Origin of the sequence: Pseudomonas sp. C1C7 (assembly GCF_013359595.1) — a bacterium.
GTDB lineage: Bacteria > Pseudomonadota > Gammaproteobacteria > Pseudomonadales > Pseudomonadaceae > Aquipseudomonas.
Genome location: NZ_JABFMP010000004.1, coordinates 17,205 through 29,785, shown reverse-complemented (window position 1 = coordinate 29,785; position 12,581 = coordinate 17,205). Strand labels below are relative to the sequence as shown.

12 protein-coding genes are annotated in these 12,581 nt (G+C 60.3%); 7 read left to right on the top strand and 5 right to left on the bottom strand.

Features of this window, described 5'->3' with window-relative positions; all coding sequences use genetic code 11:
- Nucleotide 1 precedes the first annotated feature (1 nt).
- Complete coding sequence (gene fur, locus HNO86_RS04690; protein WP_110966279.1) at nt 2-406, bottom strand: ferric iron uptake transcriptional regulator; 405 nt, start codon at nt 404-406, stop codon at nt 2-4.
- Nucleotides 407-503: 97 nt separating this feature from the next.
- Here fur and HNO86_RS04685 point away from each other — a divergent pair, with 97 nt between their 5' ends.
- Nucleotides 504-1,031, top strand: coding sequence for an outer membrane protein assembly factor BamE (locus tag HNO86_RS04685; RefSeq protein WP_175375860.1), 528 nt, complete (start codon nt 504-506; stop codon nt 1,029-1,031).
- A 59-nt stretch (nt 1,032-1,090) separates the two neighbouring features.
- On the opposite strand, the gene HNO86_RS04680 is transcribed toward HNO86_RS04685, so the two are convergent.
- Genes HNO86_RS04680 through HNO86_RS04670 form a run of 3 tightly spaced genes read right to left on the bottom strand, consistent with a single transcriptional unit; the run spans nt 1,091 to nt 3,231 of the window.
- Nucleotides 1,091-1,393: an RnfH family protein gene (locus HNO86_RS04680; RefSeq protein ID WP_175375859.1), complete on the bottom strand. Its 303-nt coding sequence runs from the start codon at nt 1,391-1,393 to the stop codon at nt 1,091-1,093.
- The gene (locus HNO86_RS04675; RefSeq protein ID WP_175375858.1) at nt 1,386-1,820 is read right to left on the bottom strand and encodes a type II toxin-antitoxin system RatA family toxin; all 435 of its coding nucleotides are present in this window, start codon (nt 1,818-1,820) and stop codon (nt 1,386-1,388) included. The genes HNO86_RS04680 and HNO86_RS04675 overlap by 8 nt, the downstream gene beginning before the upstream one ends.
- Before the next feature lie 7 nt (nt 1,821-1,827).
- Nucleotides 1,828-3,231, bottom strand: a complete 1,404-nt coding sequence (locus HNO86_RS04670; protein WP_175375857.1) for a sodium-dependent transporter — start codon at nt 3,229-3,231, stop codon at nt 1,828-1,830.
- A 118-nt stretch (nt 3,232-3,349) separates the two neighbouring features.
- Here HNO86_RS04670 and smpB point away from each other — a divergent pair, with 118 nt between their 5' ends.
- Nucleotides 3,350-3,832, top strand: coding sequence for an SsrA-binding protein SmpB (gene smpB, locus HNO86_RS04665; RefSeq protein ID WP_175375856.1), 483 nt, complete (start codon nt 3,350-3,352; stop codon nt 3,830-3,832).
- Between the two features lie 100 nt (nt 3,833-3,932).
- Here smpB and HNO86_RS04660 read toward each other — a convergent pair whose 3' ends face one another.
- Nucleotides 3,933-4,700 carry a GntR family transcriptional regulator gene (locus HNO86_RS04660; protein WP_175375855.1) on the bottom strand — a complete coding sequence of 256 codons (768 nt, stop codon included), beginning with the start codon at nt 4,698-4,700 and terminating at the stop codon, nt 3,933-3,935.
- A 262-nt stretch (nt 4,701-4,962) separates the two neighbouring features.
- On the opposite strand from HNO86_RS04660, the gene HNO86_RS04655 reads away from it, so the two are divergent.
- From HNO86_RS04655 to HNO86_RS04635, 5 genes are all read left to right on the top strand, one after another.
- Nucleotides 4,963-6,657, top strand: a complete 1,695-nt coding sequence (locus HNO86_RS04655) for a lactate permease LctP family transporter (protein WP_175375854.1) — start codon at nt 4,963-4,965, stop codon at nt 6,655-6,657.
- Between the two features lie 146 nt (nt 6,658-6,803).
- On the top strand, nt 6,804-7,628 hold the full coding sequence (locus HNO86_RS04650; RefSeq protein ID WP_175375853.1) for a (Fe-S)-binding protein: 825 nt from the start codon (nt 6,804-6,806) through the stop codon (nt 7,626-7,628).
- A complete protein-coding gene (locus tag HNO86_RS04645) occupies nt 7,625-9,079 on the top strand; it encodes a LutB/LldF family L-lactate oxidation iron-sulfur protein (protein WP_175375852.1) in 1,455 nt (484 codons plus the stop codon). Before HNO86_RS04650 ends, HNO86_RS04645 begins: the two co-directional genes overlap by 4 nt.
- Nucleotides 9,079-9,750 (top strand): lactate utilization protein, encoded by a 672-nt coding sequence (locus tag HNO86_RS04640; RefSeq protein WP_175375851.1) that lies wholly within the window; start codon nt 9,079-9,081, stop codon nt 9,748-9,750. The genes HNO86_RS04645 and HNO86_RS04640 overlap by 1 nt, the downstream gene beginning before the upstream one ends.
- On the top strand, nt 9,747-12,557 hold the full coding sequence (locus HNO86_RS04635; RefSeq protein ID WP_175375850.1) for an FAD-binding and (Fe-S)-binding domain-containing protein: 2,811 nt from the start codon (nt 9,747-9,749) through the stop codon (nt 12,555-12,557). The genes HNO86_RS04640 and HNO86_RS04635 overlap by 4 nt, the downstream gene beginning before the upstream one ends.
- Nucleotides 12,558-12,581 lie beyond the last annotated feature (24 nt).

Here is a 12,581-nt window from a genome sequence, read left to right as displayed (position 1 = left end):
CTTACTTTTTCTTGCGTACGTACAGCACCAGATTGTGATCAACCATCTCGAAGCCATACTTCTCGACGATCGCTTTCTGCAGATTCTCGATTTCCTGGTCGAAAAACTCGATCACTTCACTGGTCTCGACGTTGACCATATGGTCGTGATGCTTGCCGTCGTCCAGCTCGAAGACCGCATGGCCTCCGTCAAAGTTGTGCCGCACCACAAGGCCAGCTGCCTCGAACTGGGTCAGAACACGGTAAACCGTGGCCAGACCGACGTCCTCGCCAGCCTCCATGAGTGCCTTGTAAACATCTTCAGCACTCATGTGGCGCTGCTCGGCGGAATCGAGCATTTGCAGAATTTTGACCCGTGGCAGGGTCACTTTGAGGCCGGCTTTGCGTAGTTCGCTATTTTCAACCATGGTCAGCTTTCTCGCGATGCTGCTTCGCAGCTTCTCTTAATGCGGGTATGATCGGCGTTTACGTTGTCCCAGCCAAGATAGTGGAAGTCGCCCACCGATGCAAAACACCAAGCTCTTGCTAACCAGTTTCACCTTTGTGGGACTGCTCGCACTCGCCGGTTGTTCATTCCCCGGGGTTTACAAAATCGACATCCAGCAGGGCAATGTCGTCACGCAGGACATGATAGACCAGTTACGCCCGGGAATGACCCGTAAGCAAGTAAGGTTTATCATGGGCAACCCTCTGCTGACCGACACGTTCCATGCCGATCGCTGGGATTACCTGTACAGCCTGCAACCGGGTGGCGGTGAACGCCAACAGGAACGCATTAGCGTTATCTTCAACCCAAATGATCAACTTGTCAGCCTGTCTGGCGACTTCATGCCTGGCGTGAGTCGTGACGAGGCAATTCTCGGCAAGGACAGCGGCACGACCGTCAACGCACCAGCGGAAAACGTCGAGAAGCCAAAGCCGGAAAAACCGACCAAGCCAGGTTCGTTGCTGGATCAGATCCAGAAGGAAGTGGACGGCGTGGAAACAGTTCCCGTCCCGACTCCAGAACCACTGGAAACATCGCCGCAATAATTTGCGACGCAATAAAAAACCCGGCATGTCCGGGTTTTTTATTGCCTATTGGTAACGATCTACTGATTCCGGGCCTTGGCCTCCGCCGCCTTGGCCGCACGTAGCCGGCGAACTTCCTTGGGATCAGCCAGCAATGGCCGATAGATCTCGATGCGATCCCCATCCTGAACCGGACGACCGGCTGGATCAGTGACAACCTTGCCGAAAATCCCCACCGGACACTCAGCCAGGTCCAGCTCCGGGAAAGTCTGCCCGATACCGGATTTCAGCAACACCTCCCGAACACTCGTCCCGGCCGGAACCGCCACCGACAGCAGCACCTGTCGATCAATGGCGGCATACACCACCTCGACCTCAACCATACGTTTGCTTGGCCCGCTGGCAGAACGCATCCACCAGCGTATTGGCCGCCTGGTTGAACAAAGGCCCGAGTGTCGCTCGAACAATCGGCCCTGCGTAATCGAACGACAGATCCAGGCTGATCTTGCAGGCCTTTTCGCCCAAAGGCTTGAACACCCAGACACCGTGCAACTGAGTGAACGGCCCTTCCTCCAGGTTCATCTCGATCGATTGACCGGGCACCAGGGTATTACGCGTCACGAAATGCTGGCTGAGCCCGCCTTTGGCCACGCCAACGCTCGCGCGCATGAATTCGGGCGTGCTTTCAAGTACCTGCGACGAGGAGCACCAGGGCAGGAACTCCGGATACCTCGCCACGTCGTTGACCAGGTCATACAGGGCTTGCGCCGGGTACGGCAGCAAGGCCGAACGAGAAATGTGTGTCGTCATGTCAGCGTCAATTCCACAGCTGGGCGGCAAACACTACGAGAATGCCGATGGGCGCCACATAGCGCATCAAAAACATGGACAGGGCGTACAACGCCGGGTTGCGGATCGACAATTCGTCGCTCACCGCTTCCCGACCCATTACCCAGCCCGCAAACACCACGAAACATAAACCACCGAGTGGCAACATGATCCGTGAGGTGAAAAAGTCGATCACGCCGAAGAAATCCAGTCCGCCCGCCGCACCCCATTGGTAGAGGTGGAACAAACCGTCTTCGTTCACGAAAAACCTGGCCTGCTTCCAGATATTGAAGGAAAACACCGTACCCAACCCCACGAACCAGCAGATGAATGCCAGCCAGAAGGTCACCCAGGCGCGGCGGACGCGGGTTCGCTCAACCAGGTAAGCCACCATCGGCTCCAGCAGCGAAATCGCCGAGCTCCAGGCCGCAATCGCCACCAGTACAAAGAACACTACGCCCATCAGCTGGCCGAACGCCACATTACCGAAGGCGAATGGCAAGCTGACAAACATGAGCCCCGGGCCTTCACTGGGATCCAGGCCGGCGGCGAACACTATCGGAAACAATGCCAGGCCAGCTACCAGAGAAACGAAGGTATCGAGCAAGGCCACGCCGACGACGGTTCCGGAAAGCGATGAGTGTTTCGGCATGTAAGCGCCGTAGATCATGATCGAACCCACGCCCACGCTCAGGGAAAAGAACGCATGCCCCATGGCGGGCAACAAGCCACCCAGCACTTTCTCCGGATGGAAGTCGAACATGAAATGCACGCCCTCCATGAAATGCCCCGTGGTCATGCTGTAACCCAGAAGCACCAGGATCATCACGAACAGCAACGGCATCATGATGCGCAAGCTGCGCTCGAGCCCCGCGACGACGCCCTTGGCGATCACGATTGCAGACAACAGCATGAATATCGTGTGCCACAGTATCAGGCGCCACGGATCGGCGATGACATTGCCAAAGTAGACGCCCACCTGACTGGGTGTCGCCCCCTGAAAATCGCCGCGCCCCATGTCGATGATGTAATCCAGCGACCAGCCGCCGACCACACTATAGAAAGACAGAATCAGCAGCGCCGTGATCATCCCGCCAAAAGCGCCCCATGACCACTTGCCCGAATGCCCCGCCTCCCGGGCCAGGGTTTTCAAGGCATTGGCCGGGCTTTGCCGGGCGCGTCGGCCGATCAGGGTTTCGGCCAGCATGACCGGAATGCCGATCAGCGCGACGCAGATGAGGAACATCAACACGAAGGCGCCGCCGCCGTAGACCCCGACCATGTACGGGAATTTCCAGATACTTCCCAGCCCAACGGCCGAACCGGTCGCGGCGAGTATGAAAACCCAGCGGCTGGCCCAACTGCCGTGGACAGAAACCTTGTCTGTCGACATTGCTACTACGACCAAGCATTCAAAAAAGTGCGCGCATTGTCCGGGATTCAATCAACCTGCTCAAGCACACCGCATCACCGTAGCCGACTCGCTTGCAACTCCCTATAATGCCGCCCCTATGGCTAAACAGAAGAAACACCCCACAGGGACAATCGCGCAAAACAAAAAGGCGCGACACGATTACTTCATCGAACACAAGTTCGAGGCTGGTCTGGTCCTGGCCGGTTGGGAAGTAAAGAGTTTGCGGGCGAACAAGCTGCAACTGGTCGACAGCTACGTGCTGCTCAAGGATGGCGAAGCCTGGCTGCTCGGCAGTCACATCACGCCATTGACCACCGCCAGCACCCACGTCATCGCCGACCCGACGCGCACGCGCAAGCTGCTGCTGAACCGGCGCGAGCTGGACAAGCTGTCCGCTGCCGTGGCGCAAAAGGGCTACGCCTGCGTCTGCCTGTCCTGGTACTGGAGCAAGCACATGGTCAAGTGCGAGATCGCTCTGGGCAAGGGCAAGAAGGAATACGACAAGCGTGATACCGAGCGCGAACGCGACGCCGGACGTGAGTTGCAGCGCGCTGTGCGGAACAAGGGCAAGGAAGATTAATCTTTCAGCCTGAGTTCACGGCGCCAGCAAAAAGATCGCAGCCTTCGGCAGCTCCTACAGAGAGCGACCGAACGCTGCGATCTTTTGCATTCAAAACCGATTACATCCCCTTGCGCCGCTCCGCCCGAGCCACGCGCTGCACTTCCTGACGCACCTCTTCCAGCACTTCCTGCACATACAAAATATGCCGACTGGAAACCTCTCGCGCCTGTTCCGCCCGGCCTTCAACAATCGCCAGATACAACTCCCGATGCTGCGTGATCAGCATGTCGCGAGTTTCCGTGCGCTGCTTGTACATGCCGCCAATGTTGGTCACCACATTGCGCTTGAGCAGATCGAACAAGCCGCGAATGGTGTGCAGCAGCACCGCGTTGTGGCTGGCTTCGGCAATCGCCAGATGGAATTTCGCATCCGCCGCGCCCTCCTCCGCCCGACTGACTTCGTCATGGCGTGAATAGCAGTCCTGCAACTCGTTGAACGCCGCGGTCAGCCGATCGCGATCGACATCCGTGGCGCGCATCGCCGCGTAATAGGCGCAGGACGCCTCCAGCGTATGGCGAAACTCCAGCAGATCGCGCTGAGCCTCGGGATTGCTTTCCAGCAATAACAGCAGCGGATCACTGAACGTCGTGCCCAGGGATTCCACCACATAGTTCCCGCCGCCTTGGCGACTGACCAGAAGCCCCTTGGCAACAAGTTTCTGAATGGCTTCGCGCAACGAAGGCCGCGACACCCCGAACTGCTCGGCCAGGGCACGCTCGGCCGGCAAGCGCTCGCCTGCCTTCAGCGTGCCCTCGAGGATCATGCCTTCCAGTTGCTCGACAATATCGTCAGACAAACGGCGCTGACGAATCTGATCAAAGCCCATAACTCGGTTTCTCCACCATCCGACGACACGCCGGGGCTCTATTCTGGCCTATCCCCAAGGCATCGGCACCTGTCAGTTGGCATTTAGCCACCCGGATCAGACGATCCGAACGACCAGGCATTCGACAAAAGTTTTAGGGCGGCAAATTGACACACCGCCTACAAGGCTTTTACCCTAGCCAACAGCGATTGTAAATTGGTATTACCAATTATCCAAACACGCTGATCAGTGCCTGACCAACAACAATTAGGGGCCACCCCATATGCAAACCTGGCAACAGCTCTACAGCCCGCTCGGCAGCCTCGGTTTATCCGCGCTCGCAGCCGTCATCCCCATCGTGTTTTTCTTCCTGGCCCTGGCCGTGTTCCGACTCAAAGGACACGTCGCGGGCAGCATCACCCTGGCGTTGTCGATCCTGGTCGCGATCTTCGCGTTCCAGATGCCGGTGGACATGGCCTTCGCCGCCGCCGGATACGGTTTCGCCTACGGCCTGTGGCCGATTGCCTGGATCATCGTGGCAGCGGTATTCCTCTACAAACTGACGGTCAAGAGCGGCCAGTTCGAAGTGATCCGCAGCTCGGTGCTGTCGATTACCGATGACCAGCGCCTGCAAGTGCTGCTGATCGGCTTCTGCTTCGGTGCATTCCTGGAAGGTGCCGCCGGCTTCGGTGCGCCGGTGGCGATTACCGCAGCATTGCTGGTAGGCCTGGGCTTCAACCCGCTGTACGCCGCCGGCCTGTGCCTGATTGCGAACACCGCCCCGGTGGCGTTCGGCGCCCTGGGGATCCCGATCATCGTCGCAGGCCAGGTCACCGGCATCGACGCGTTCAAGATCGGCGCCATGACCGGCCGCCAGCTGCCACTGCTGTCGATGTTCGTGCCGTTCTGGCTGGTGTTCATGATGGACGGCCTGCGCGGCGTTCGCGAAACCTGGCCGGCAGCACTGGTCGCCGGCTTCAGCTTTGCCGTCACCCAATACTTCACCTCGAACTTCATCGGCCCGGAACTGCCGGACATCACCTCGGCCCTGGCCAGCCTGATTTCCCTGACCCTGTTCCTGAAAGTCTGGCAGCCGAAGCGCGCCGCCGGCCAGCACATCGTCGGTGCCGTCTCGGCTTCGGTGGTCAGCGAAAGCGCCGGTGGTTTCGGCCAGAAACGCACGACCATCGCTTCGCCTTACAGCCTGGGCGAAATCTTCAAGGCCTGGTCGCCGTTCCTGATCCTCACCGTGCTCGTCACCATCTGGACCCTGAAACCGTTCAAGGCGATGTTTGCCGCCGGCGGCTCGATGTACAGCTGGGTGTTCAACTTCGCCATCCCGCACCTTGATCAATTGGTGATCAAGACTGCACCGATCGTCGCCGCGCCGACCGCCATTGCGGCGGTATTCAAGCTCGACCCGATCTCGGCCACCGGTACTGCGATTTTCTTCTCCGCATTGATTTCGATGCTGGTTCTGAAAATCAACGTCAAAACTGGTCTGACCACTTTGAAAGAAACGTTCTACGAACTGCGCTGGCCGATTCTGTCCATCGGCATGGTGCTGGCCTTCGCCTTCGTCACCAACTACTCGGGCATGTCTTCGACCATGGCCCTGGTATTGGCCGGCACCGGCGCAGCCTTCCCGTTCTTCTCGCCGTTCCTGGGCTGGCTGGGCGTGTTCCTGACCGGTTCCGATACCTCGTCGAACGCGCTGTTCAGCTCGCTGCAATCGACCACTGCACACCAGATCGGCGTCAACGACACTTTGCTGGTGGCAGCGAACACCAGCGGCGGCGTGACCGGCAAGATGATCTCCCCGCAATCGATCGCCGTGGCCTGCGCCGCGACCGGGCTGGTGGGCAAGGAATCGGATCTGTTCCGCTTCACCCTCAAGCACAGCCTGTTCTTCGCCACCATCGTCGGCCTGATCACCCTGGCCCAGGCCTACTGGTTCACCGGCATGCTGGTGCACTGAGTCCTACAGCCAATCTGAAAAAAACCGACGCCGGACCACGACTCCGGCGTCAGCTATTCACAACCCGGTCTGTAAGGCTGCTGAAAGTGTGCATGTCTATAGTCAGCAGCCTCAACGGACGGACAACCGGCCGAGAGACACGCCTGATGAGCGAGCTTTTTTACAACGCTGTGCCGAATGCGACCCGCGTCGCCCCGCCACTGCCCGAGCCTCGGCAATACCCCAGCGAGAAACCGCAACGGGTGTACCTGTTCGGGACCTGCGTAGTGGATCTGTTCTACCCCGAAGCCGGTATGGACGCGATCCACCTGCTGGAGCGCGAAGGCATCCGTGTCGAATATCCGCAAGGGCAAAGCTGCTGCGGACAACCGGCCTACACCTCGGGTTACACCGATCAGGCGCGGACCGTGGCGCGCTCGCAGCTGGCGCTGTTCGCCGGTGATTATCCGGTGGTGGTTCCGTCGGGTTCTTGCGCCGGCATGTTGCGCGAGCACTATGCCGACCTGTTCAAGGATGAGCCGGACACCTTGAAACAGGTTCAGGCCCTGGCGGCCAGAACCTATGAACTCGCCGAATTCCTGTTGTTTGTCTGCAAGGTGCAGCTCAAGGACAGCGGCGAACCGGTCAAAGTGGCGCTGCACACCTCGTGTTCGGCACGCCGCGAAATGAACACCCACCTGCACGGTCGCGAGTTGTTGTCGCAACTGAGCAACGTGGAACGGGTCAACCATGACCACGAAAGCGAATGCTGTGGCTTCGGTGGGACTTTCAGCGTCCGTATGCCGGACATTTCCGGCGCGATGGTGGCCGACAAGACCCGATCGTTGAAGGAATCCGGCGCGCACAAGGTCCTGAGTGCCGACTGCGGTTGCCTGATGAACATCAACGGCTCGCTGGAGAAACAAAAGGAAGCGTTGCGCGGCCAACACCTGGCCAGCTTCCTCTGGCAACGAACCGGAGGCGCGCAATGAACGCTTCCGCGATTATTCCTACGGTCGCCGTAGAAGAAGACTTCCGCACCCGCGCACATGGCGCGTTGGGTGATGCGCAATTGCGAAACAACTTTCGCAAGGCGATGGATTCACTGATGACCAAACGGGCAACCGCTTTCGGCGATGCCCATGAACGGGAACATCTGCGCGTACTGGGCAATGCGGTCCGCGCCCGAGCTTTATCCAAGCTGCCCGACCTGCTCGAGCAACTGGAACAGAACCTGACCCGCAACGGTGTGAAAGTGCACTGGGCGGAAACGGTGGACGAGGCCAATGGCATCGTTCTTTCGATCATCCGCGCTCACGAGGGGCGGCAAGTGATCAAGGGCAAATCGATGGTCAGCGAAGAGATGGAGATGAACCATGTCCTCGCTGAACAGGGCATTGAATGCCTGGAATCGGACATGGGCGAGTACATCGTCCAGCTCGACCACGAGAAGCCTTCACACATCATCATGCCGGCGATCCACAAGAATGCCGGTCAGGTCGCGTCCTTGTTCCACGACAAACTTGGCGTGGAATACACCAAGGACGTTGACCAGCTTATTCAGATCGGTCGCAGGGTCCTGCGGCAGAAATTCTTCGAAGCGGACATCGGCGTCTCCGGCGTCAACTTCGCCGTGGCCGAAACCGGCACCCTGCTGCTGGTGGAAAACGAAGGCAACGGCCGCATGACCACCACCGTGCCGCCCGTGCACATCGCCGTCACCGGCATCGAAAAAGTTGTGGAAAACCTGCGCGACGTGGTGCCGCTGCTGTCGCTGCTGACCCGTTCGGCTTTGGGCATACCGATCACCACCTACGTCAACATGATTTCCGGCCCACGTAAGGAACATGAACTCGACGGCCCGCAGGAAGTGCATCTGGTCCTGCTGGACAACGGTCGCAGCCAGGCCTTTGCCGACAGCGAATTGCGCCAGAGCCTGAACTGCATCCGCTGCGGCGCCTGTATGAATCATTGCCCGGTCTATACCCGAATCGGCGGCCATGCCTATGGGGAGGTTTACCCCGGCCCTATCGGAAAAATCATCACCCCGCACATGGTCGGCCTGGCGAAGGTTCCGGATCATCCGAGCGCCTCCTCGCTGTGCGGAGCCTGCGGTGAAGTGTGCCCGGTGAAAATTCCGATCCCGGCGCTGCTGCGGCGCCTGCGTGAAGAGAACGTCAAGGCTCCCGAAAGCCCGCGCCAGGTCATGCGCGGCCAGGGCAGCAAGTATTCGCGCAAGGAGCGCTTCATCTGGAACACCTGGGCTCGCCTCAACAGTTCGCCGACCCTGTATCGCCTGTTCGCGCTCGCCGCCACGCGCCTGCGCGCGCTCACACCGAACAATGTCGGGCCGTGGACACAAAACCACAGCGCACCAAAACCCGCCCCTCGTTCACTGCACGACATGGCTCGCGAACATCTGGCCAAACAGGGAGATCGTTGATGAGCGCCAAGCAAAACATCCTCGGCAAATTGCGCAAAAGTCTGACAGGCACCACGCCGGTGCCTGACAACTTCGATGTCGATCTGGTGACCGCCCCTTACACCTACACCCAGGAACAGCGCATCCCGCAGCTGCGCAAATTGATGGAAGCGGTGCACACCGAAATCCATCTGACGTCGCTTGAAGCGTGGCCTGCCTTGCTGGGCAGACTGCTGCAGGAACGTCAGTTGCCAAGCCTGCTGATCGCACCGACGACAGCGCACGGTCAACAGATCACACAGCATTGGGCGAACCATCCGACCCTGCCTACACTCAAGGCCTACAACCGCCCGGTGGAAGAGTGGAAAGCCGAGCTGTTCGATGACACCCCGGCGAGCCTGACCGGCACCCTGGGCGCCATCGCTGCCACCGGTAGCCTGATTCTCTGGCCGACGCGGGAAGAACCGCGTCTGATGAGCCTGGCGCCGACGGTGCATTTCGCCCTGCTCAAGGCCAGCGAAATCCGCGACAACTTCTATCAGGTGCAGCAGGAATTCGAATGGGCCCAGGGCATGCCGACCAACGCGTTGCTGGTGTCCGGCCCGTCGAAGACCGCCGACATCGAACAAGTGCTGGCCTACGGCGCCCACGGCCCGAAAGACCTGGTGGTGTTGATTCTGGAGGACCAATGAGTCTACCGGCCGCTTTCCTGCGCGATGCGCAGCAACTGATTCCCCGAGAGCGTCGCTTCGACGACCCGTTGTCGACCCTGGCCTTCGGCACCGACGCCAGCTTTTATCGGCTGATTCCGCAACTGGTCGTTCGCGTCGAGTCCGAAGATGAAGTGGTAGCGCTGCTGAAACTGGCGCAGCGCGATCAGGTTCCGGTGACCTTTCGCGCCGCCGGCACCAGCCTGTCCGGCCAGGCCATCAGCGATTCGGTGCTGATCGTCCTTGGGGATAACTGGAACGGCCGCGAGATCCGCGGCCAGGGCACGCAAATCCGCCTGCAACCGGGCGTGATCGGCGCTCAGGCCAACGCCTGGCTGGCGCCGTTCGGGCGCAAGATCGGCCCGGACCCGGCGTCGATCAACGCCTGCAAGATCGGCGGCATCGTCGCCAACAATGCCAGCGGCATGTGCTGCGGCACCGCGCAGAACACCTATCACACCCTGGCCGGCATCCGTCTGGTGCTGGCCGACGGCAGTCGCCTGGATACCGAAGACGCCGCCAGTGTCGCCGCGTTCCGACAAACCCACGGCGAGCTCCTGGAACGCCTGGCAACCCTGGGCCGCGAGACCCGCGCCAACACCGAGCTGGCTGCAAGAATTCGCCACAAGTACCGTCTGAAAAATACCACTGGCCTGTCACTCAACGCGCTGGTGGACTACGACGAGCCTGTGGATATCTTGAGCCACCTGCTGGTGGGCTCCGAAGGCACCCTGGGCTTCATCAGCGCAGTGACCTACGACACGGTGATCGATCACCCGAACAAGGCCTCTGCGCTGATCGTCTTCCCGAACGTGGAGACCTGCTGCAACGCGGTCACCGTGTTGAAAAGCCAACCGGTCTCGGCCGTGGAACTGCTGGACCGCCGCAGCCTGCGCTCGGTGCAGAACAAACCCGGCATGCCCGCTTTCGTACAGCACCTGTCGAACAATGCCTGCGCCCTGCTCATCGAATCCCGCGCCGCATCGTCCACTTTGCTGCAGGAACAACTGGCGCAGATCATGGCGTCCCTGGCGTCATTCCCGGTGGAGAAACAGGTCGATTTCACCGAAGACCCGCTGGAAAACGCCCGTCTCTGGGCGATCCGCAAGGACACCTTCCCCGCCGTCGGCGCGGTGCGCAAGACCGGCACCACGGTGATCATCGAGGACGTGACCTTCCCGGTGGAACAACTGGCCATCGGCGTGAATCGCCTGATCGAGTTGTTCGACAAACATCACTACGACGAAGCGATCCTTTTCGGACACGCCCTGGAAGGCAATCTGCACTTCGTCTTCACCCAAGGCTTCAACAGCCCGGAAGAAGTCGCACGCTACCAGGCGTTCATGGACGACGTGGCGCAGTTGGTCGCGGTGGAATTTGGCGGCTCGCTCAAGGCCGAACACGGCACCGGCCGCAACATGGCGCCCTTCGTCGAACTGGAATGGGGCAGCGACGCCTACCAGTTGATGTGGCAGCTCAAGCGCCTGCTCGACCCCAACGGCATACTCAATCCGGATGTGGTGCTCAGCGAAGACCCGCAGATTCACCTCAAACATCTCAAGCCTTTGCCTGCGGCCGACGAGATTGTGGATAAATGCATCGAGTGCGGTTTCTGCGAACCGGTCTGCCCGTCGAAGGGCCTGACCCTGAGCCCGCGCCAGCGCATCGTGATCTGGCGCGATATTCAGGCCAGGAAACGCGCCGGAATCGACACCCGCGAACTCGAAGCCGCCTACGAATACCAGGGCATCGACACCTGCGCCGCGACCGGGCTCTGTGCGCAGCGTTGTCCGGTAGGCATCAATACCGGCGACCTGGTGAAAAAGCTGCGCGGCCAGCACGCAACTCATAGGAAAACGGCTAACTGGCTTGAAGGAAATTTCGCCACCGCCCTGCAAGGTGCGCGCTTCACCCTTCATGTCGCCAACGGCGCGCGCATGCTGCTGGGAGCGCCGCGACTGAGCCGTCTTTCGGCGACGGTCACGCGCCTGTCCAAAGGACAAATCCCGCAATGGACCAACGCCATGCCGCAGCCGGAACGGGCGATCCGCTTCAGCCCGCCAGTGACCGACCAACGTCCGCGTGTCGTGTATCTGGCCGCGTGCGTTTCACGGGCCATGGGGCCGGCGGCTGGCGACAAGGAGCAAATGTCGCTGCACGACAAGACCCGTAGCCTGCTGGAAAAAGCCGGGTATCAGGTGGTGTTCCCGGAGAACCTGGACAGCCTGTGCTGCGGTCAGCCATTCGCCTCCAAAGGCTACGCCGAGCAGGCCGAACACAAGCGTCAGGAGTTGATCGGCGCCCTGCTCCATGCAAGCCGCGGCGGGCTCGATCCGATCTATTGCGACACCAGCCCGTGCACCTTGCGCCTGACCCAGGACCTGGGCGATGTGCGCCTCGATCTCTACGACCCGGTGCGTTTCATCCGCACCCATCTGATGGATCGGCTGGACTTCACGCCGCAGGACACGCCCATCGCGGTGCACGTCACCTGCAGCACCCAGCACCTGGGCGAGAGCCAGGCGCTGATCGATCTGGCGCGCAAGTGCAGCAACAACGTGGTCATCCCCGAAGGTATTCACTGCTGCGGGTTTGCCGGCGACAAGGGCTTCACCACACCGGAGCTCAACGCGCATTCGCTGCGAACCCTGAAAGACGCCGTGCAGTACTGCGACGAGGGCATCTCCACCAGCCGCACCTGCGAAATCGGCCTCAGCCAGCACGGCGGAATCGATTACCACGGCCTGGTCTACCTCGTGGACCGCGTCACCCAACCGCGCACACCCTGAAAACGCAAACCCTGTAGGAGCGAG